The sequence below is a fragment of the Macrococcus sp. S115 genome (assembly GCF_030067655.1).
Taxonomy (GTDB): Bacteria; Bacillota; Bacilli; order Staphylococcales; family Staphylococcaceae; genus Macrococcoides; species Macrococcoides psychrotolerans.
The window spans coordinates 108613-129966 of the sequence record NZ_JASJES010000005.1 but is presented as its reverse complement, the minus strand read 5'-3'; the positions used below and the strand labels follow the sequence as shown (position 1 = coordinate 129966).

20 protein-coding genes and 1 other annotated feature are annotated in these 21354 nt (G+C 37.8%); all 20 genes read left to right on the top strand.

Translation table 11 applies throughout. The annotated features are described in order from the left end of the window. Positions 1 to 39: 39 nt before the first annotated feature. The 20 genes from cysE to tuf all read left to right on the top strand — a co-directional run bounded on the left by cysE (position 40) and on the right by tuf (position 21314). Positions 40 to 693 carry a serine O-acetyltransferase gene (gene cysE, locus QNJ52_RS07680; protein ID WP_219493313.1) on the top strand — a complete coding sequence of 218 codons (654 nt, stop codon included), beginning with the start codon at positions 40 to 42 and terminating at the stop codon, positions 691 to 693. Further along, positions 677 to 2071 carry a cysteine--tRNA ligase gene (gene cysS / locus QNJ52_RS07675; protein WP_219493312.1) on the top strand — a complete coding sequence of 465 codons (1395 nt, stop codon included), beginning with the start codon at positions 677 to 679 and terminating at the stop codon, positions 2069 to 2071. Before cysE ends, cysS begins: the two co-directional genes overlap by 17 nt. Beyond that, complete coding sequence (locus QNJ52_RS07670; protein ID WP_219493311.1) at positions 2064 to 2474, top strand: Mini-ribonuclease 3; 411 nt, start codon at positions 2064 to 2066, stop codon at positions 2472 to 2474. The genes cysS and QNJ52_RS07670 overlap by 8 nt, the downstream gene beginning before the upstream one ends. Beyond that, positions 2461 to 3204 (top strand): 23S rRNA (guanosine(2251)-2'-O)-methyltransferase RlmB, encoded by a 744-nt coding sequence (gene rlmB, locus QNJ52_RS07665; protein ID WP_283722236.1) that lies wholly within the window; start codon positions 2461 to 2463, stop codon positions 3202 to 3204. Before QNJ52_RS07670 ends, rlmB begins: the two co-directional genes overlap by 14 nt. After that, a complete protein-coding gene (locus QNJ52_RS07660; RefSeq protein WP_283722235.1) occupies positions 3204 to 3722 on the top strand; it encodes an NYN domain-containing protein in 519 nt (172 codons plus the stop codon). Before rlmB ends, QNJ52_RS07660 begins: the two co-directional genes overlap by 1 nt. A 75-nt stretch (positions 3723 to 3797) precedes the next feature. Continuing rightward, positions 3798 to 4424, top strand: a complete 627-nt coding sequence (locus QNJ52_RS07655; protein ID WP_219493307.1) for a hypothetical protein — start codon at positions 3798 to 3800, stop codon at positions 4422 to 4424. A 142-nt stretch (positions 4425 to 4566) separates the two neighbouring features. After that, the gene (secE, locus tag QNJ52_RS07650; RefSeq protein WP_086039301.1) at positions 4567 to 4746 is read left to right on the top strand and encodes a preprotein translocase subunit SecE; all 180 of its coding nucleotides are present in this window, start codon (positions 4567 to 4569) and stop codon (positions 4744 to 4746) included. A gap of 13 nt (positions 4747 to 4759) precedes the next feature. Continuing rightward, on the top strand, positions 4760 to 5305 hold the full coding sequence (nusG, locus tag QNJ52_RS07645) for a transcription termination/antitermination protein NusG (protein WP_086043520.1): 546 nt from the start codon (positions 4760 to 4762) through the stop codon (positions 5303 to 5305). A gap of 148 nt (positions 5306 to 5453) precedes the next feature. After that, positions 5454 to 5876 carry a 50S ribosomal protein L11 gene (gene rplK, locus QNJ52_RS07640; RefSeq protein WP_041636217.1) on the top strand — a complete coding sequence of 141 codons (423 nt, stop codon included), beginning with the start codon at positions 5454 to 5456 and terminating at the stop codon, positions 5874 to 5876. A 106-nt stretch (positions 5877 to 5982) separates the two neighbouring features. Next, positions 5983 to 6678, top strand: a complete 696-nt coding sequence (rplA, locus tag QNJ52_RS07635) for a 50S ribosomal protein L1 (protein WP_015912369.1) — start codon at positions 5983 to 5985, stop codon at positions 6676 to 6678. A 46-nt stretch (positions 6679 to 6724) separates the two neighbouring features. Further along, positions 6725 to 6850, top strand: a sequence feature (ribosomal protein L10 leader region). A gap of 37 nt (positions 6851 to 6887) precedes the next feature. Further along, a complete protein-coding gene (rplJ, locus tag QNJ52_RS07630) occupies positions 6888 to 7406 on the top strand; it encodes a 50S ribosomal protein L10 (protein WP_219493305.1) in 519 nt (172 codons plus the stop codon). Positions 7407 to 7461: 55 nt separating this feature from the next. Further along, on the top strand, positions 7462 to 7827 hold the full coding sequence (gene rplL, locus QNJ52_RS07625; RefSeq protein WP_015912367.1) for a 50S ribosomal protein L7/L12: 366 nt from the start codon (positions 7462 to 7464) through the stop codon (positions 7825 to 7827). Positions 7828 to 7939: 112 nt separating this feature from the next. Then, positions 7940 to 8536 carry a class I SAM-dependent methyltransferase gene (locus QNJ52_RS07620; RefSeq protein ID WP_419956624.1) on the top strand — a complete coding sequence of 199 codons (597 nt, stop codon included), beginning with the start codon at positions 7940 to 7942 and terminating at the stop codon, positions 8534 to 8536. Positions 8537 to 8728: 192 nt separating this feature from the next. After that, positions 8729 to 12271 carry a DNA-directed RNA polymerase subunit beta gene (gene rpoB / locus QNJ52_RS07615; protein ID WP_219493303.1) on the top strand — a complete coding sequence of 1181 codons (3543 nt, stop codon included), beginning with the start codon at positions 8729 to 8731 and terminating at the stop codon, positions 12269 to 12271. Positions 12272 to 12374: 103 nt separating this feature from the next. Then, positions 12375 to 15986 (top strand): DNA-directed RNA polymerase subunit beta', encoded by a 3612-nt coding sequence (gene rpoC / locus QNJ52_RS07610; RefSeq protein WP_283722234.1) that lies wholly within the window; start codon positions 12375 to 12377, stop codon positions 15984 to 15986. A gap of 463 nt (positions 15987 to 16449) precedes the next feature. Then, the gene (locus tag QNJ52_RS07605) at positions 16450 to 16707 is read left to right on the top strand and encodes a ribosomal L7Ae/L30e/S12e/Gadd45 family protein (RefSeq protein WP_283722233.1); all 258 of its coding nucleotides are present in this window, start codon (positions 16450 to 16452) and stop codon (positions 16705 to 16707) included. An 86-nt stretch (positions 16708 to 16793) separates the two neighbouring features. Further along, a complete protein-coding gene (gene rpsL, locus QNJ52_RS07600; RefSeq protein WP_015912363.1) occupies positions 16794 to 17213 on the top strand; it encodes a 30S ribosomal protein S12 in 420 nt (139 codons plus the stop codon). Positions 17214 to 17322: 109 nt separating this feature from the next. Next, positions 17323 to 17793 carry a 30S ribosomal protein S7 gene (gene rpsG / locus QNJ52_RS07595; protein ID WP_015912362.1) on the top strand — a complete coding sequence of 157 codons (471 nt, stop codon included), beginning with the start codon at positions 17323 to 17325 and terminating at the stop codon, positions 17791 to 17793. Between the two features lie 107 nt (positions 17794 to 17900). Further along, on the top strand, positions 17901 to 19982 hold the full coding sequence (gene fusA, locus QNJ52_RS07590; protein ID WP_219493298.1) for an elongation factor G: 2082 nt from the start codon (positions 17901 to 17903) through the stop codon (positions 19980 to 19982). A gap of 144 nt (positions 19983 to 20126) precedes the next feature. Then, on the top strand, positions 20127 to 21314 hold the full coding sequence (tuf, locus tag QNJ52_RS07585) for an elongation factor Tu (RefSeq protein ID WP_144781510.1): 1188 nt from the start codon (positions 20127 to 20129) through the stop codon (positions 21312 to 21314). The last annotated feature ends 40 nt before the right edge of the window (positions 21315 to 21354 follow it).

The following is a 21354-nucleotide window of genomic DNA, read 5'->3' as shown; positions in this document are numbered from 1 at the left end:
TCTGTAATAAGAGGTGCTTCTTTTTATTTAGAGGGGAGGATGCCGTTGTTTAAACGTATTAAAGATGATATTGCAATGGTCTTTGAACAGGATCCGGCAGCGAGAAGTAGTATTGAGGTATTTTTGACATATTCGGGATTACACGCAGTGTGGTGGCATTTAATTGCCCATTGGTTCTTCAAGCGTAGAATGTACTTCATTGCACGAAGTATCAGTCAGATTTCAAGATTCTTCTCTGGAATTGAGATCCATCCAGGTGCAAAGATAGGAAGGCGTTTATTTATTGACCATGGTATGGGTATTGTCATTGGTGAAACGTGTACGATTGGAGATAACGTTACAATCTATCAAGGAGTAACGCTTGGTGGTACGGGTAAAGAACGCGGAAAACGTCATCCTGATATAGGAGATAACGTATTAATTGCAGCTGGGGCTAAGGTGCTGGGAAATATACAGATTGGGAATAATGTAAATATTGGAGCGAATTCTGTTGTTCTGAAATGTGTTCCCGATTATTCTACTGTCGTAGGAATACCGGGACGTATTGTAAGACAAAATGGGGTCAAGGTAAAGGTCGGTAAGTCGTTTGAACATACGAATTTGCCCGACCCGGTATATGAAAAATTAAAAGAACTAGAACGTCATATAGAGGCGTCAAGAAATGGAGAGATTCAGGATGATTACGTTATATAATACATTGACTCGAAGTAAAGAGAAGTTTGTACCCATTGAAGAAGGAAGAGTAAAAATGTATGTGTGTGGACCGACTGTCTACAATTATATTCATATCGGAAATGCCCGTCCGGCTATCAGTTTTGATGTGGTACGTCGTTATTTTGAATATCGAGGATATGAGGTTGATTATGTCTCTAACTTCACCGATGTAGACGATAAGCTGATTAAAGCGGCAAATGAACTTGGAGAGACGGTGCCAGAGATAGCAGACCGTTTTATTGAAGCATACTTTGAGGACACACATGCTTTAAACTGTAAGACTGCAACACACCACCCTCGTGTAATGGATCATATGGAGGACATTATTGAATTTATCGATGAATTAATTAAGAAAGGCTACGCTTATGAAAGTGGTGGCGATGTTTATTTTAGAACACGTAAGTTCGATGGTTATGGTAAGCTTAGCCACCAGTCAATCGATGAACTTAAAATAGGTGCACGTATCCAGACTGGAGAACTTAAAGATGATGCGCTTGACTTTGCATTATGGAAAACAGCAAAGCCGGGAGAAATCAGCTGGCAGTCGCCTTGGGGAGAAGGACGACCGGGGTGGCATATTGAGTGTTCTGTAATGGCAAAGAAGCATTTAGGAGATTCTATCGATATCCATGCTGGAGGAAGTGATTTAACATTCCCGCATCATGAAAATGAAATTGCACAATCAGAAGCGCACAACGACACGACTTTTGCTAATTATTGGCTACACAATGGATTTATTAATATAGACAATGAGAAGATGAGTAAATCTTTAGGAAACTTCATTCTTGTACATGACATTATTAAAGAAATTGATCCGAATGTATTACGTTTCTTTATGATCAGTGTCCACTACAGAAATCCTATCAACTATAATATGGAGCTTGTTGCTAGCGCTAAAGCAGGGCTTGAGCGTATTCAAAATGCGTACCAGGCGATGAAAGAACGTCAGGCAATATCGGTGGATGTTGTAGATCATGCTGAAACAATCCTTGTGATTGATAACATATTGAAACAATTTGAAACTGCCATGGATGATGATTTCAATACTGCTAATGCGATTACTGCATGGTATGAACTTGCGAAACAGGCAAATATATATAATCAGAATTCATCTACAGATTTAAAAGTCATTAATCGATTTATCGAAGTGTTTGAAATTTTTAGTGAAGTCCTAGGTGTGAAACTGAATACAAGTGATACATTGCTAGATGAAGAGGTTGAACGATTAATTGAAGAGCGTCAAGAGGCGAGAAAGAATAAAGACTTTAAACGTGCAGATGAGATTCGTGATGCATTAAAAGAGCAAAATATTATTCTTGAAGATACAGCGCAAGGTGTGAGGTACAAACGTGGTTAATCAGGCAAGTTTATATAATCCGTTGACGCTTGCATATTTAGGCGATGCAGTTCTAGATTTATATATACGCAATTACATTGTGCGCGAAAAAAATCGTAAACCCAATGAACTGCATCGATATGCGACATTCTTCGTTTCTGCTAAGAGTCAGTCTCAGACATTTGATTCACTTGTTGAAGACAACTTTTTTACAACGGAAGAAATGGACATATTAATGCGTGGACGTAACGCTAAGAGCCATACAAAAGCAAAAAATACAGACGTCGTAACTTACAAAAAAAGTACGGGATTAGAAGCGGTTATCGGGTACTTGCATTTGAATGAAGATAATGAAAGGCTCGATGCACTGCTCAATGAAATCATATCACTGTGTGAAAAGAGGGGTAAAGATGAAAGCAACTGATGAAATAATCGTAGGCAGGCATGCTGTAAAAAGCGCTGTAACTTCAGACCATGAAATCAATAAAGTATTAATTCAAGAAGGTATTAATAAGTCTCAAATCAGCAGTCTTTTGAATCTGTGTAAAGAAAAAAAGATTGTCGTTCAAACAGTTCCTAAATCAAAACTGGATTATTTATCAGATGTTCCGCATCAAGGGGTACTGGCAATGATATCTCCTTATGAGTATACGGAACTGGAAGATTTTCTGAGCAATAAAGCGTCTGATAAGTTAAATACAATTATGATATTAGATGGACTGGAGGACCCACACAACTTAGGTTCAATTATTAGAACTGCCGATGCTATTGGTATAGATGGTATCATGATACCAAAGCGCCGTTCTGTAAGTCTGAATCAAACGGTTGTCAAAGCTTCTACAGGTGCAGTGGAGCATGTGCCAGTAATGCGAGTGAATAATATTAATCAGGCGATAGATAAGTTAAAGGATGCGGGTTACTGGATAGCGGGAACGGACGCCAAGCAATCAGTAGACTATCGTAAAATGAATGCTGATATGGATTTGGCAATCGTTATTGGCTCAGAAGGCGAAGGAATGAGCCGACTAGTGAAAGAGAAATGCGACTTCTTGGTTCATTTGCCGATGGTTGGTCATGTTAACAGTTTAAATGCTTCTGTTGCGGCAAGTTTGCTGATGTACGAAGTGTATCGTAAAAGGAACCCAGTAGACTGATGAAAGAATTTTATACAATTATAGACGGCTATAACGTAATAGGGCAAAGTCGTCATCTATCTGCTATTGCTATGGATTCACTAGAAGAAGCACGTGTGAATTTATTACTGGAACTTGCGAATTATAATGCCAGGATTCAAGATGATGTCATTGTGGTCTTCGATGCGTATGATGTAAAATCTCATGAACAAGAAGAATTATTCCATGGTATCCGTGTGATTTATTCTAAAGAGAATGAAACCGCGGATGCAGTGATTGAGCGTTTAACTTTTGAGTTGTACAAAAAACATATTACGACCATTAAAGTCGTAACAAGTGATATGTCAGAACAGCATGCAATCTTTGGCAGTGGTGCACTACGCATACCATCACGTGAATTTATTACAAATCTTGAAGAAGAAAAAATGATCGTTGAAAAAGATATGAAGCAGATGCATGAAGTGAAACCAAGAACTAGAATCGTGCTAGATAAAGAAACTTTGCAAAAGTTAGAACGTATACGAAGAGGAAAACAATAATTTTTTGAGTAAAAACTATTGTTTGTAATAATCTTTAAAACAATTTACGCTATAGTTAAAAACTAGAGGGCCGTCATGCTTATAACATACTTAACACTATGTGAAAAATCTTCTCCTTACGTTGTAATGACTTTAGAGGAAATTGTGTATGAAATACAAAATGGAAATCTGGATTGCTTTGATACTTTAGTTGTGCGTATGCAAAATGGAATGGAAGTTTATATTAGAAAGTATTACTACATTGAACGTGCTATAGTCTATCAGCAATGTTTAATAACATTGTATGAAACTGCACTGAACTATAAAAAAGAGCGCAATGATTCTTTCGAACGCTATTACTATCATATGCTGAAATTCGCGCTATTAAATATGATGAAACAAAATAAAGGTTCACGTGATGTAGAAGAAATCAGTATTGATATGGTGGACCGTTATGATCGCCCGGTTGCTGAACATATTGTCGATGTCAATGCATTAAGGCCAGAAGTTATGAGCGAGTATTATGCATTGACGGACGCACTTACGCCAGCAAACTTAAAACTCAGTCTGCTTGAAAGTAAAGTTTTAGACTATGTACAAGATGGGTTATCCGTCAAAGCGATGGCACTATTAGAAGATGAGTCCATAAAGACGATTCAAAATGCAATTGTAAGACTAAGACGTAAAATCAGAAAACATTTACTGGATGATGGAGACGTTTGACAAAGTTTAAGATAATTTGTATATTTAACTAGGATTATAACAAAACGATGCATAGTATAATAAGTGAATATAAATAAAAATATATCGGATGTTCACGTTCGGTATATTTTTTATCATTCAATAAAATTGGAGGCAAGACCAAATGGAAAATAAAGAAAACTTTTTTCAAGGTGTAGTTTCTGAGATGAAAAAGACGACTTGGCCTACGGGACAAGAAGTTGTAAGAGACACATCAATTGTTGTAGCGACAGTTATCTTCTTTATCATTTTCTTTTTCCTTATCGATATGGGGATTACGGAATTAATTCGATTAATTAAATAAGGAGGCATATTAAATGTCTGAGGAAAGTAAAAAACACTGGTATGCGGTTCATACATACTCAGGATATGAAAATAAAGTAAAAGACAATTTAGAAAAACGTCTTGAATCAATGAACATGCAGGATCAAATTTTTCGTGTAGTAATTCCTGAAGAGGAAGAAACAACGATTAAAGACGGGAAAAAGAAAACGAGTCTCAAAAAGACGTTCCCTGGATATGTCCTTGTAGAACTTGTGATGACAGATGAATCGTGGTATGTCGTACGTAATACTCCAGGAGTTACTGGGTTTGTAGGTTCGGCTGGCGCTGGATCTAAACCAAATCCATTATTACCTGAAGAAGCAAGATTTATCTTGAAATCTATGGGTATGAATGAAAAGACAATCGATGTTGAGATTGAACTTGGTGAACAAGTGCGTGTTACAAGTGGACCGTTCACGAATCAGGTTGGTGAAGTAAAAGAAATCGATGCAGAGAAATATAAATTAACAGTGCTCGTTGATATGTTTGGACGAGAAACACCTGTTGAAGTTGAATTTGACCAGATTGAAAAATTATAATATTCATTTTATAAATAATTGTAAATTTTCACTTGCCAAAATGGGTTTAAAGTGGTAATATTTTATAGTCGTGCAAATGCACGTATATGAGTGGGAGGGTAAATATCATACCCTGTGACCACATCACGATATCAAGGAGGTGCACATCGTGGCTAAAAAAGTAATCAAAGTTGTTAAATTACAAATCCCTGCGGGGAAAGCAAATCCAGCACCACCAGTTGGACCAGCATTAGGTCAAGCGGGTGTAAACATTATGGGATTCTGTAAGGAATTTAACGCACGTACACAAGAACAAGCAGGTTTAATTATTCCGGTTGAAATTTCTGTATTTGAAGACCGTTCATTTACATTTATCACTAAAACACCACCTGCAGCAGTATTACTTAAGAAAGCAGCTAAAATTGAGAAAGGTTCTGGTGAACCTAACAAAAATAAAGTTGCTACAGTAACTGAAGATCAAGTACGTGAAATCGCTGAAGCTAAAATGGAAGATTTAAATGCAGCAAGCGTAGAAGCGGCAATGAGAATTGTTGCTGGTACTGCTCGTAGTATGGGTGTAGAAATTAAATAATAGAATCAAGATTTAAGCAGACGTTAACTCGTCTGCTCTTGCATTGTATATAGCAATGCCCGTGGGAGGAAATTCCGCTAAAACCACTATAAGGAGGAAATGAACAATGGCTAAAAAAGGTAAAAAATATCAAGAAGCCGCTCAAAAAGTTGATAGCACAAAATTCTACTCTGTAGAAGAAGCAATCAAACTTGCGAAAGAAACGAGCACTGTTAACTTTGATGCATCTGTTGAAGTTGCATTCCGTCTAGGAATTGACGTGCGTAAAAACGATCAGCAAATCCGTGGGGCTGTAGTACTTCCAAATGGTACTGGTAAAACTCAACGTGTATTAGTATTTGCTAAAGGTGAAAAATTAAAAGAAGCTGAAGCAGCAGGTGCTGACTTCGTTGGTGATTCAGAATACATCAATAAAATTAACCAAGGATGGTTCGATTTTGATGTTATCGTTGCAACTCCAGATATGATGGGAGAAGTTGGTAAACTTGGTCGTGTACTTGGACCTAAAGGTTTAATGCCAAACCCTAAAACTGGAACAGTTACTATGGATGTAACGAAAGCGGTTCAAGAAATCAAAGCTGGTAAAGTAGAATACCGTGCTGAGAAATCTGGTATCGTTCATGCTGCAATCGGTAAAGTATCATTTGATGCTGATAAATTAGTTGAAAACTTTAACACACTTAAAGATGTTTTAGCTAAAGCTAAACCAGCTTCATCTAAAGGTACTTACTTCAAAACAGTTGCTGTAACAACAACTATGGGCCCTGGTATTAAAATCGACCCATCAGAAGTAAGAAACTAATTTTTAAAAACAATTGACAAGATTCAAGTTTCACGATATAGTGTAATTTGTATTTTATAAATAACCTAAGACAGTAGGGGCGTTAAGCTTAATAATCCTACCGAGGTGAAATTTGACTTGAACATTTCAAGCACTTTTTGCCATGGGTGAAAAGTGCTTTTTTAATACTCTTATTAGAAAAGCACGAAAATCTTAATGGAGGTGTCACAATGAGTACAAAAGCGATCGAAATCAAACAACAAAAAGCTGACGTGATTACTGAACAGTTAAAAAATTCAGTATCAACAATCATCGTTGACTACCGTGGTTTAACAGTTGCGCAAGTAACAGAACTACGTAAACAACTTCGTGAAGCTGGCGTGGAATTCAAAGTATATAAAAACACTTTAGTTCGTCGTTCTGCTGTTGCTGCTGGAATTGAAGGAATTGATGAATTCTTAACAGGTCCAAACGCTATCGCATTCTCAACTGAGGAAGTTGTTGCTCCAGCTAAAATTATCGCTGATTTCGCTAAAGAAAACGAAGCGTTAGATATTAAAGCTGGTATCATCGAAGGAACTGTAACGTCTGCTGAAGATGTTAAAGCTATTGCATCTTTACCATCAAAAGAAGGACTTATTTCTATGGTTCTTTCAGTATTACAAGCACCAATCCGCAACTTCGCATATGCAGTTAAAGCGGTTGGAGAGCAACAAGGCGGAGAAGAAACTGCTGCTGAAGAAGCGTAAGCTCTTAAAACAAGTTTCATAAAAACTAATTAAAATTTAAATGGAGGAATAAAACATGTCTAACGAAAAAATTATCGAAATGATTAAAGAAATGTCAGTTTTAGAATTAAACGATTTAGTTAAAGCAATCGAAGAAGAATTTGGTGTAACTGCTGCTGCTCCTGTAGCTGTAGCTGGTGCTGCTGGTGGCGAAGGTGCTGCTGCTGAGAAAACTGAATTTGACGTAGAATTAGTATCTGCTGGTTCTTCAAAAATCAAAGTTGTTAAAGCTGTTAAAGAAGCAACTGGTTTAGGATTAAAAGACGCTAAAGACTTAGTTGACAACGCTCCTAAAGTTGTTAAAGAAGCTGTTTCTAAAGACGAAGCTGAAGAATTAAAAGCTAAATTAGAAGAAGCTGGAGCAACTGTAGAAGTTAAATAATTTCTCTTTTGTTTAAAACCCGTTATGTATATAACGGGTTTTTCTTGCTTTATATTAGTATAATTTCAACTGAGCGCGCATTGCGCTGAGTTGAAATAAGTGAGGTGTCAGAGTGAGTCATTATTATAGTGAAGAACAAACGGTAGCAAGTCATGAAAGTACAATCGATTTTAATATGGGGAGTCATAGCTTAAAACTTACGACCGATGCCGGTGTGTTTTCTAAAGGCGGCGTCGATTTCGGATCAAAATTACTTGTACAAACATTTTTGGATGATGCACAACCTGAACGTATTTTAGATGTAGGATGTGGATACGGTACGATGGGATTGATGGTAGCAAATCATTTCCCAGAATCAACAGTACATATGGTGGATGTGAATACGCGTGCGTTAGCTTTATCAGAAAGAAACGCCGTGACAAACAAAATTAATAACGCCATGATTTATAAAAGCGATGGTTTAAATGAAGTAACTGAACAGTTTGATGCAGTTATTACAAACCCGCCTATTCGTGCGGGTAAAGATGTTGTACATCGCATTCTTTCAGATAGTTATAACATATTAGAACATCGAGGTGCACTATATGTTGTAATACAAAAGAAACAAGGGATGCCATCAGCGAGGAAAAAGATGGATGAGGTTTTTGGTAATGTCACAGTGCTTAAGAAAGATAAAGGCTACTATATATTAAAGAGTGTAAAAGGTTGACCTTATACAATCTGTCTGTTATAGTAATAGAATGTAAAATTTTAAATGAATAAGTGTGCACTTTTCTATCTTTTATAGATGTCGGATGAGCAAAAGAAAATGAAAATGGAATGATCTGATTTCCGTTTTCTTTTTGTCTTAACAACGCTATATGAATAAGTGTGCACCACAATTTTTTGAGGGGTGAATCTGTTGACAGGTCAACTTATCCAATACGGAAGACATCGTAAACGTAGAAGTTATGCGAGAATTTCCGAAATTCTAGAACTACCTAACTTAATCGAGATTCAAACGAAATCTTATGATTGGTTCCTAAAAGAAGGTTTAATCGAAATGTTTAAAGACATTTCTCCGATTGAAGACTTCACAGGTAACTTATCATTAGAGTTTGTAGATTACAAATTAGGTGAACCAAAGTACGATTTAGATGAATCGAAAAACCGTGATGCAACTTATGCTGCACCACTTCGTGTTAAGGTTCGTTTAATCATCAAAGAAACAGGTGAAGTGAAAGAACAAGAAGTATTTATGGGTGATTTCCCATTAATGACTGATACAGGTACGTTCGTTATTAACGGTGCCGAACGTGTTATCGTGTCTCAGCTTGTTCGTTCACCGTCAGTTTATTTCAATGACAAAGTAGACAAAAACGGTAAAGTCAGCTTCGGTGCGACTGTAATCCCTAACCGTGGTGCATGGCTTGAATATGAAACTGATGCGAAGGATGTTGTATTTGTACGTATTGATCGTACACGTAAACTTCCAATTACGGTGTTGCTCCGTGCGTTAGGATTTAGTACGGATCAAGAAATTATTGACCTATTAGGTGATAATGAATATTTGCGTAACGCATTAGATAAAGATAACACTGAATCAACAGAAGCTGCATTGCTTGAAATTTATGAACGCTTACGTCCAGGTGAACCACCGACAGTTGAGAATGCTAAGAGTTTATTATACTCTCGCTTCTTTGATCCAAAACGCTATGACTTAGCAAGCGTTGGGCGTTATAAAATGAACAAAAAATTACATTTAAAACATCGTCTATTTAACCAAGTGTTAGCTGAGCCGATTGTGAATACTGAGACAGGTGAAATCGTAGCTGAAGAAGGTACACTATTAGACCGTCGTAATTTAGATCAAATTATGGATGTGCTAGAAAGCAATGCAAACCAAAAAGTTTATGATTTAGATAATGGCTTATTAGATGAACCGATTGAAATTCAGTCCGTTAAAGTTTACGTTCCTGGAGATGAAGAGAAACGTACAACGACAATTATTGGTAATGCTTTCCCAGATGATGAGGTGAAATGTATTACCCCAGCAGATATCTTATCTTCTGTAAGTTACTTCTTTAACTTACTAGCAGGTGTTGGATTTACGGATGATATTGACCACTTAGGTAACCGTCGTTTACGTTCGGTAGGTGAATTGCTACAAAATCAATTCCGTATTGGGTTAAGTCGTATGGAGCGTGTTGTGCGCGAACGTATGAGTTTGCAAGATACTGAATCTGTAACACCACAACAATTAATCAACATCCGCCCTGTAATTGCATCTATCAAAGAATTCTTTGGTAGCTCTCAATTATCTCAGTTCATGGACCAGGCAAATCCATTAGCCGAGCTTACACATAAACGTCGTTTATCTGCATTAGGACCTGGTGGTTTAACAAGAGAACGTGCTGGTATGGAAGTACGTGACGTTCACTATTCTCACTATGGCCGTATGTGTCCGATTGAAACACCTGAGGGCCCAAACATCGGGTTAATCAACTCACTTTCAAGTTATGCGCGCGTAAATGAATTTGGTTTCATTGAAACACCATATAGAAAAGTTGATATCGAGACCAATACAGTAACAAGCCAAATTGACTACTTAACAGCAGATGAAGAAGATGCTTACGTAGTTGCTCAGGCGAATGCGCGTTTAGATGACAATGGTAAGTTCTTAGATGATGAAGTTGTATGTCGTTTCCGTGGAGATAACACAGTCATGGCACGTGAACGTATGGATTACATGGATGTATCGCCGAAACAGGTTGTTTCTGCAGCGACTGCATGTATCCCATTCTTAGAAAACGATGACTCGAACCGTGCATTAATGGGTGCGAACATGCAACGTCAAGCAGTACCTTTAATGAATCCAGAAGCGCCATTTGTTGGTACGGGTATGGAACACGTAGCTGCGCGTGACTCTGGAGCTGCAGTAGTTTCGAAATATAAAGGTCGTGTGGAACACGTAGAAGCACGTCAAATTAAAGTTCGCCGTATTGTTGAAGAAGGCGGAAAAGAAATCGAAACAGATTTAGATGTATACAAATTAGCGAAATTCGCACGTTCAAACTCTGGTACTTGTTACAACCAACGTCCAATCGTTGAAGCTGGTGACATCGTAACGAAAGGTGAAATCTTAGCAGATGGTCCTTCTATGGAACTTGGTGAGATGGCACTTGGACGTAACGTAGTTGTTGGATTTATGACTTGGGATGGTTATAACTATGAGGATGCTGTAATCATGAGCGAACGTCTTGTGAAAGACGACGTATATACTTCTATCCATATTGAAGAATATGAATCAGAAGCGCGTGATACGAAGCTTGGACCTGAAGAAATCACACGTGACATTCCGAACGTTTCAGATAATGCACTGAAAAACTTAGATGATCGTGGTATCATTTTCGTTGGAGCTGAAGTACGTGATGGTGACATCTTAGTTGGTAAAGTAACGCCTAAAGGGGTTACTGAATTAACGGCTGAAGAACGTTTATTACATGCAATCTTCGGTGAAAAAGCGCGTGAAGTACGTGATACTTCATTACGTGTACCACACGGTGCTGATGGTATCGTATTAGACGTTAAAGTCTTCAATCGTGAAGATGGCGACGAGTTACCACCAGGTGTTAACCAATTAGTACGTGTTTACATCGTTCAAAAACGTAAAATTCACGTTGGGGATAAAATGTGTGGACGTCACGGAAATAAAGGGGTTATCTCACGTATCTTACCAGAAGAAGATATGCCATTTATGCCTGACGGCACACCAATCGACATCATGTTAAACCCACTTGGGGTACCTTCTCGTATGAATATCGGACAAGTATTAGAGTTACACTTAGGTATGGCTGCTAAAAACTTAGGTCTGCATGTTGCGTCTCCAGTATTTGATGGAGCGAACGATGAAGATGTTTGGTCAACAATCGAAGAAGCTGGTATGGCACGTGACGGTAAAACAGTACTTTATGATGGACGTACTGGTGAACCATTCGATAACCGTGTATCAGTTGGTGTAATGTACATGCTTAAATTAGCCCACATGGTTGATGATAAGTTACATGCACGTTCAACTGGACCTTACTCACTTGTTACACAACAACCACTTGGTGGTAAAGCGCAATTTGGTGGACAACGTTTTGGTGAGATGGAAGTATGGGCACTTGAAGCTTACGGTGCGGCGTATACTTTACAAGAAATCTTAACGTACAAATCAGATGATACTGTAGGGCGTGTTAAAACTTATGAAGCAATTGTTAAAGGTGAAAACATTCCACGTCCAGGTGTTCCAGAATCATTCCGTGTACTTATGAAAGAGTTACAAAGTTTAGGTTTAGACGTTAAAGTAATGGATAATAAAGATGAAGAAATTGAAATGCGTGATTTAGAAGATGACGATTTCGTTGATTCTAAGATTAATATTGCTAAAGCGCCGATGCCAGAAGCTGAGATCACTGAATAATCACTGTCTCGGAAGAATTAACCGATGATTCGGCCGAGGCTGAATCATCTCTAAATTTCATTATGATATAGAAAAATTTTTAATATACTAAGGAGGTAGGGCTTTGATTGATGTAAATAACTTTCATTACATGAAGATAGGTCTCGCTTCACCTGAAAAAATCCGTTCTTGGAGTTTCGGTGAAGTAAAAAAGCCAGAAACAATTAACTACCGTACATTAAAACCTGAAAGAGATGGTTTATTCTGTGAGAAGATTTTTGGTCCGACAAAAGACTGGGAATGTAGCTGTGGAAAATATAAACGTGTACGTTACAAAGGTATGGTCTGTGACCGTTGTGGCGTTGAAGTAACAAAATCAAAAGTACGTCGCGAACGTATGGGTCACATTGAACTTGCAGCACCAGTATCACATATCTGGTACTTTAAAGGCATTCCATCACGTATGGGATTATTACTAGACATGTCACCACGTTCTTTAGAAGAAGTCATCTACTTTGCTTCTTATGCGGTAATTAATCCAGGGCCAACGGGTCTAGAGAAGAAAACGTTATTATCTGAAAGAGAATATCGTGAATACTATGATAAATTCCCAGGTCAATTTACTGCAAAAATGGGTGCTGAAGCGATTAAAGATTTACTTCTTGATATCGATTTAGATCAAGAGTTGCGTTCATTACGTGAAGAACTAGAATCTGCAACTGGTCAACGTTTAACACGTGCAATTAAACGTCTTGAAGTAGTAGAATCATTCCGTAACTCAGGAAATGATCCTTCATGGATGATTTTAGATGTACTGCCGATTATCCCACCTGAAATTCGTCCGATGGTTCAATTAGATGGTGGACGTTTTGCGACAAGTGACTTGAACGATTTATATCGTCGTGTCATTAACCGTAACAACCGTTTAAAACGTTTATTAGATTTAGGTGCTCCTGGCATCATCGTTCAAAACGAAAAACGTATGTTACAAGAAGCAGTTGATGCGTTAATCGATAATGGTCGTCGTGGCCGTCCGGTTACTGGACCAGGTAACCGCCCATTAAAATCTTTGTCACATATGCTTAAGGGGAAACAAGGTCGTTTCCGTCAAAACTTACTTGGTAAACGTGTAGACTACTCTGGTCGTTCGGTTATCGTAGTAGGACCTAACTTAAAGATGTATCAATGTGGTCTTCCTAAAGAAATGGCACTTGAATTATTTAAGCCATTTGTTATGAAAGAGCTTGTTGAACGTGAAATTGCTACAAACATTAAGAATGCTAAAGGTAAAATTGAGCGCATGGAAGCAGAAGTATGGGATGTGTTAGAAGATGTTATTCGTGAACATCCAGTACTGTTAAACCGTGCACCAACACTTCACCGTTTAGGTATCCAGGCGTTTGAACCAACATTAGTTGAAGGACGTGCAATTCGTCTTCACCCGCTTGTAACAACTGCTTACAATGCCGATTTCGATGGTGACCAAATGGCCGTTCACGTACCTTTATCAAAAGAAGCACAAGCTGAAGCACGTATGTTAATGTTAGCAGCACAAAACATCTTAAACCCGAAAGATGGTAAGCCAGTAGTTACACCATCTCAGGATATGGTACTTGGAAACTATTACTTAACATTAGAGCGTGTAGGTTCTATTGGTGAAGGTAAAATCTTTAAAGACGCAAATGAAGTTATCATGGCTTATGTGAATGGTTATGTTCATTTACATTCAAGAATCGCCGTTTATGCAGGGTCATTTAATAATCCTACATTTACAGACGAACAAAACAAACAGTTATTGTTAACATCTGTTGGTAAAGTAATATTCAATGAAATTATGCCGGAATCTTTCCCATATATTAATGAACCAACTTTATCTAACTTAGAAACAAGAACACCAGACAGATACTTTATCAATGCAACTGATATTACTGAAGAAGGACTTCTCAAATTATTGGATGAAACACCACTTGTTAGACCTTTTAATAAGAAATTCTTAGGTCAGATCATTGCAGAAGTATTTAATAAGTTCCATATAACAGATACTTCAATGATGTTAGATAGAATGAAAGACTTAGGATTTAAGTATTCATCACGTGCAGGTATTACTGTAGGTGTATCTGATATCGTAGTATTACCAGATAAGCAGGAAATTATTGATGCTGCAGAAGAGAAAGTAGATAGAGTTACAAAACAATTCACGCGTGGTTTAATTACTGAGAGTGAACGTTATGCAGCTGTTATCGAAATCTGGACAAAAGCAAAAGATGATATTCAAGCGAAGTTAATGAACTCTTTAGATGACTTAAACCCAATCTTCATGATGAGTGATTCTGGTGCCCGTGGTAACGCATCTAACTTTACGCAGCTAGCAGGTATGCGTGGACTGATGGCCAACCCATCTGGACGAATCATTGAGTTACCAATCAAATCATCATTCCGTGAAGGTTTAACGGTATTAGAATACTTTATCTCGACACATGGTGCCCGTAAAGGTCTTGCCGATACAGCACTTAAAACAGCCGATTCTGGTTACTTAACACGTCGTCTTGTTGACGTAGCACAAGATGTTATTGTTCGTGAACCGGATTGTGGTACAGACCGTGGATTACTTGTATCAGCGATTCGTGAAGGTTCAGAACTTATTGAACCATTTATTGAACGTCTTGAAGGTCGTTATTCAAGAGAGACAGTTAGACACCCAGAAACAAAAGAAATATTAGTCCAATCTAACGAATTAATCACACCTGAAATTGCGAAATCAATTGTTGATGCTGGCATTGAAGAAATGCATATCCGTTCAGCATTTACTTGTAATACACGTCACGGTGTATGTGAAAAATGTTACGGTAAAAACCTTGCAACAGGTGAAAAAGTTGAAGTTGGTGAAGCAGTTGGAACAATTGCTGCACAATCTATCGGTGAACCTGGTACACAGCTTACAATGCGTACGTTCCATACAGGTGGGGTAGCCGGTGCCGATATCACTCAAGGTTTACCGCGTATTCAAGAGTTATTCGAAGCGCGTAATCCGAAAGGTCAAGCTGTAATTTCTGAAATTAACGGTGAAATCATCGATATTAATATCGTAAAAGATCGTATGCAAGAAATTAAAGTTAAAGGTGAAAATGAAGTACGTACGTACTTAGCGCCTGGTAACGCAAGACTTAAAGTTGAAATCGGTCAGAAAATCGCGCGTGGTGAAGTAATGACTGAAGGTTCAATTGAGCCTAAAGAGTTACTTGCAATCGCAGGTTTAAATGCAACACAAAGTTACTTACTAAAAGAAGTACAAAAAGTTTACCGTATGCAAGGGGTAGAAATTTCTGATAAACACGTAGAAGTAATGGTACGTCAAATGTTACGTAAAGTACGTATCATCGAAGCAGGAGACACTTCATTACTTCCTGGTGCATTAGTAGATATCCATACATTTACAGATGCAAACAGAAAAGTGTTTAAAGAAAGAAAACACCCAGCAACAGCGAAGCCAGTATTACTTGGTATTACGAAAGCTTCTCTTGAGACAGAAAGTTTCTTATCAGCAGCTTCATTCCAGGAAACAACACGTGTGTTAACGGATGCAGCAATTAAAGGTAAGCGAGATGACTTACTTGGACTTAAAGAGAACGTTATTATCGGTAAATTGATTCCAGCTGGTACAGGTATGAGACGTTACAGAGACGTTGAATATGATAAGGTTGTACCAGAAACTGAAGAAACAACTGTTAATAATTAAGTGAAAGAAGACGAGACATTCGTGTCTCGTCTTTTTTATATTTTTGAGAAGTAAAAAATTACTCAAATTTTAAATAATATGCTATAATGCTAAAAAATAAGTGATGTAGAGTGCTAATTAAAACTCAAGATTCTTATAAAAGACGACATTATTATGTAGATCTGTCGCTTTTTTTGTCGTTTGATGAAAATAAGGATAGAATTTTAGAAAGTTGTGCAAATAGAATATATGATACCGATATTTACTCATAAAAGAGAAGTATTAATTCTAGATACTATGAAAAACGTGAAAGAACATCCTTATGGCACCATCGATTATAGAAGAATTGTTAATGATCCTATAACACTTAAATAACATTTAAACGATTTGTTTAAATGTTATTTTTTATATAGTTGACGTATGGCTTAAAAGATGATAATATTGTTTAGGTTGATGAGTAGCTCTATAGCTTTGGAGGATAATGATGTCTAATGAAAAAGTTATGCACTCTAGTCAATATGTTGTGGGACTTAAGGAGACGTTAAAGTCACTTAGGAAAGGAACTGTCGATCATATTGTGATTGCACAGAATACCGAGATCCACTTATTAACTAATGTGCTATTACTAGCATACCAGCAAGAAATACCTATTGAATTCAGTGATTCGAAAGAAACGCTGGGCAAACAATATGGAATTCAAGTTCGGGCAACAGTCGTTGCACACTTGAGACCCGCTTTGTAAGGCGGTATTCTTACAAATTTTTATTTACCTTAAAAATGAACCACCTGGATGTGTGGAATTAAAGAAGAGAGAGGAGGACATTTAGAATGCCAACTATTAACCAATTAGTTAAAAAACCAAGAACTTCTAAAGTTAAAAAATCAACTGCGCCTGCATTAAACAAAGGTTATAACAGTCATAAGAAAAAAGCTACAGATTTAGCATCTCCACAAAAACGTGGTGTTTGTACTCGTGTAGGAACTATGACACCTAAAAAACCTAACTCAGCGTTACGTAAATATGCACGTGTGCGTTTATCAAATAATATCGAAGTTAATGCTTATATTCCTGGTATCGGACATAACTTACAAGAACATAGTGTAGTACTTATTCGTGGAGGTCGTGTAAAAGATTTACCGGGGGTACGTTACCATATCGTACGTGGAGCATTAGATACTTCAGGTGTTGACGGCCGTATGCAAGGACGTTCTTTATACGGTGCTAAAAAACCTAAAGAGAAAAAATAAGCATTAAAAACGATAAATTCTATTAACAGTATTTCATTTGTGTAAATGATGCCTTCTTAATAGACATAAAACAATCAAAAAAATATACTTAAGAAAGGAGGATATTAATATGCCTCGTAAAGGTCCTGTTGCAAAAAGAGATGTATTACCAGATCCAATTCATAATTCTAAATTAGTTACTAAATTAATCAATAAAATTATGATTGACGGAAAACGTGGTACTGCTCAAAAAATCTTATACAATGCATTCGATTTAGTTCAAGAACGTTCTGGTCGTGATGCAATGGAAGTTTTCGAAGAAGCAATCAACAATATTATGCCTGTATTAGAAGTTAAAGCTCGTCGTGTTGGGGGTTCTAACTACCAAGTACCTGTAGAAGTTCGCGCTGAGCGTCGTACGACTTTAGGTTTACGTTGGTTAGTAAACTACTCACGTCTTCGTGGTGAGAAAACTATGGAAGAGCGTTTAGCTAATGAAATCTTAGATGCTGCTAACAACACTGGTGGTGCTGTTAAGAAGCGTGAAGATACTCATAAAATGGCAGAAGCAAACAAAGCATTTGCTCACTATCGTTGGTAAGATGAATTATAGCCTTTCCAGTCGCACATGGCAGCTTGCTGTCTATATGTGACTGTTAGGCTATACTTCTATAAAATAAACCAATCCTGGAAGGAGAAAGAATACCCATGGCAAGAGAATTCTCTTTGAAGAACACGCGTAATATCGGTATCATGGCTCACATCGATGCTGGTAAAACGACGACTACTGAACGTATTCTTTATTATACTGGTCGTATCCATAAAATTGGTGAAACACATGAAGGTGCTTCACAAATGGACTGGATGGAACAAGAACAAGAACGTGGTATCACAATCACTTCAGCTGCTACAACAGCTCAGTGGAATGGCCATCGTATCAACATCATCGATACACCTGGACACGTAGACTTCACTGTTGAAGTTGAACGTTCATTACGTGTACTTGATGGTGCGGTTACAGTACTTGATGCACAATCAGGTGTTGAACCACAAACTGAAACTGTATGGCGTCAAGCAACGACTTATGGAGTACCTCGTATCGTATTCATCAATAAGATGGATAAAACTGGTGCGGATTTTAATTACTCTGTAGGCACGTTACATGACAGATTACAAGCAAATGCACATCCTATTCAAATGCCAATTGGTGCTGAAGATCAATTCAATGCAATCGTTGATTTAGTTGAAATGAAGCTTCACACATTTACAAATGATTTAGGTACTGACATTGAAGTATCAGATGTTCCTGAAGAATATTTAGCAGATGCAGAAGCTATGCGTGAACAACTAATTGAAGCAGTAGCGGATGTTAATGAAGATTTAATGGATAAGTACTTAGGTGGCGAAGAGATTTCTGTTGAAGAATTGAAATCTGCTATTCGTCAAGCAACTTGTGACGTTGAATTCTATCCAGTATTAGCTGGTACTGCATTCAAAAATAAAGGTGTTCAGTTAATGCTTGATGCTGCAATTGAATACTTACCATCACCATTAGATGTTAAGCCAATTGTTGGACATGCTGCTGATGATGAAAATGAAGAAATCATAGCTAAACCTGATGATTCAGCACCTTTCGCTGCATTAGCGTTTAAAGTTATGACAGACCCATTCGTTGGTAAATTAACATTCTTCCGTGTATATTCTGGTACATTAAACTCAGGTTCTTATGTACAAAATGCTACTAAAGGTAAACGTGAACGTGTTGGACGTATTTTACAAATGCATGCCAACTCACGTGAAGAGATTTCAACAGTTTACTCTGGTGATATCGCTGCTGCAGTAGGTTTAAAAGATACTACAACGGGTGACACTTTATGTGACGAGAAGAACCAAGTAATCTTAGAATCTATGGAATTCCCGGAACCAGTTATTCACTTATCTGTTGAGCCTAAATCTAAAGCTGACCAAGATAAAATGACGAACGCTCTTGTAAAATTACAAGAAGAGGATCCGACTTTCCACGCGCATACTGATCCGGAAACTGGACAAGTTATTATCGGTGGTATGGGTGAGTTACACTTAGATATCTTAGTTGACCGTATGAAACGTGAATTTAAAGTTGAAGCAACAGTTGGGGCGCCAATGGTATCTTACCGTGAGACGTTCAAAACAACTGCAGCTGTTCAAGGTAAATTCTCACGTCAATCTGGTGGTCGTGGACAATATGGTGACGTTCATATCGAATTCTCACCAAACGAAGTTGGCGGCGGATTCGTATTCGAAAACGCTATCGTCGGAGGGGTAGTTCCACGTGAATATATTCCTTCAGTTGAAGCAGGTCTTAGAGATTCTATGGAAAACGGTGTATTAGCTGGTTATCCATTAATCGACGTTAAAGCGAAATTATTCGATGGTTCTTACCATGATGTCGATTCATCTGAGATGGCCTTCAAAGTAGCTGCTTCATTAGCACTTAAAGAAGCTGCTAAAAAATGTGATCCTGTAATTTTAGAACCTATGATGAAGGTAGAAATAGTTATGCCTGAGGAATACATGGGAGATATTATGGGTGACGTAACAAGCCGTCGTGGACGTGTTGAAGGTATGGAAGCTCGTGGTAACGCTCAAGTTGTTCGTGCATTCGTACCATTAGCAGAAATGTTCGGTTACGCGACTAACTTACGTTCTAATACGCAAGGTCGCGGTACTTACTCAATGGTATTTGATCACTATGAAGAAGTGCCTAAATCAATTGCTGAAGACATCATTAAGAAAAACAAAGGTGAATAATCTGTATTTATTATGCATTCGTGCTTAATATATTGCAATTTATCACTAAATGTTTTATAAATGAATTATGAATTCCCTCATGAGGGTGAGAATCCCTCATGAGTAATAAATACTATTAACTTAAAACTAAGGAGAGATTTCAAAATGGCTAAAGAAAAATTTGATCGCTCGAAAACACATGCCAATATTGGTACAATCGGTCACGTTGACCACGGTAAAACTACTTTAACAGCTGCTATCGCAACTGTTTTATCAAAAAAATTAGGTGGAGAAGCTCGTTCTTACGACCAAATCGATAACGCACCTGAAGAAAAAGAACGTGGTATCACAATCAATACTTCACACATCGAGTATGAAACTGACAAACGTCACTATGCTCACGTTGACTGCCCAGGTCACGCGGACTACGTTAAAAACATGATCACTGGTGCTGCTCAAATGGACGGCGGTATCTTAGTAGTATCTGCTGCTGATGGTCCAATGCCACAAACTCGTGAACATATCCTTTTATCACGTAACGTTGGTGTACCAGCATTAGTAGTATTCTTAAACAAAGTTGACATGGTTGACGATGAAGAATTATTAGAATTAGTTGAAATGGAAGTTCGTGACTTATTATCTGAATATGACTTCCCTGGTGACGATGTACCTGTAATCGCTGGATCTGCTTTAAAAGCATTAGAAGGCGTTGAAGAGTACGAAGACAAAATCATGGAATTAATGGACGCAGTTGATGAGTACATCCCAACTCCAGAACGTGATTCTGACAAACCATTCATGATGCCAGTTGAGGACGTATTCTCAATCACTGGTCGTGGTACAGTTGCAACTGGACGTGTTGAGCGTGGACAAGTTAAAGTTGGTGAAGAAGTTGAAATCATTGGTTTAACTGAAGAGCCATCAAAAACTACAGTTACAGGTGTAGAAATGTTCCGTAAATTATTAGATTACGCTGAAGCTGGAGATAACATCGGTGCTTTATTACGTGGTGTTTCTCGTGAAGACGTACAACGTGGACAAGTATTAGCTAAACCAGGTTCAATTACTCCACATACTAAATTCAAAGCTGAAGTTTACGTATTATCTAAAGAAGAGGGTGGACGTCATACTCCATTCTTCACTAACTACCGCCCTCAGTTCTACTTCCGTACAACTGACGTAACTGGTGTAGTTAACTTACCAGAAGGTACTGAAATGGTAATGCCTGGAGATAACATCGAAATGAACGTTGAATTAATTTCTCCAATCGCGATTGAAGACGGAACTCGTTTCTCAATTCGTGAAGGTGGACGTACTGTAGGATCAGGCGTTGTATCTGTAATCGAAAAATAATAATCACTTTTTGTGATATAGAAAAAGCTATGAGGCGTGC

Coding starts and splice junctions, on each gene's coding strand:
- fusA (WP_219493298.1), top strand. CDS start 17,901: ATGGCAAGAGAATTCTCTTTGAAGAACACGCGTAATATCGGTATCATG.
- rplA (WP_015912369.1), top strand. CDS start 5,983: ATGGCTAAAAAAGGTAAAAAATATCAAGAAGCCGCTCAAAAAGTTGAT.
- nusG (WP_086043520.1), top strand. CDS start 4,760: ATGTCTGAGGAAAGTAAAAAACACTGGTATGCGGTTCATACATACTCA.
- rpsG (WP_015912362.1), top strand. CDS start 17,323: ATGCCTCGTAAAGGTCCTGTTGCAAAAAGAGATGTATTACCAGATCCA.
- cysS (WP_219493312.1), top strand. CDS start 677: ATGATTACGTTATATAATACATTGACTCGAAGTAAAGAGAAGTTTGTA.
- rplJ (WP_219493305.1), top strand. CDS start 6,888: ATGAGTACAAAAGCGATCGAAATCAAACAACAAAAAGCTGACGTGATT.
- tuf (WP_144781510.1), top strand. CDS start 20,127: ATGGCTAAAGAAAAATTTGATCGCTCGAAAACACATGCCAATATTGGT.
- rpsL (WP_015912363.1), top strand. CDS start 16,794: ATGCCAACTATTAACCAATTAGTTAAAAAACCAAGAACTTCTAAAGTT.
- rlmB (WP_283722236.1), top strand. CDS start 2,461: ATGAAAGCAACTGATGAAATAATCGTAGGCAGGCATGCTGTAAAAAGC.
- cysE (WP_219493313.1), top strand. CDS start 40: ATGCCGTTGTTTAAACGTATTAAAGATGATATTGCAATGGTCTTTGAA.
- secE (WP_086039301.1), top strand. CDS start 4,567: ATGGAAAATAAAGAAAACTTTTTTCAAGGTGTAGTTTCTGAGATGAAA.
- QNJ52_RS07660 (WP_283722235.1), top strand. CDS start 3,204: ATGAAAGAATTTTATACAATTATAGACGGCTATAACGTAATAGGGCAA.
- rplL (WP_015912367.1), top strand. CDS start 7,462: ATGTCTAACGAAAAAATTATCGAAATGATTAAAGAAATGTCAGTTTTA.
- QNJ52_RS07655 (WP_219493307.1), top strand. CDS start 3,798: ATGCTTATAACATACTTAACACTATGTGAAAAATCTTCTCCTTACGTT.
- QNJ52_RS07605 (WP_283722233.1), top strand. CDS start 16,450: ATGTCTAATGAAAAAGTTATGCACTCTAGTCAATATGTTGTGGGACTT.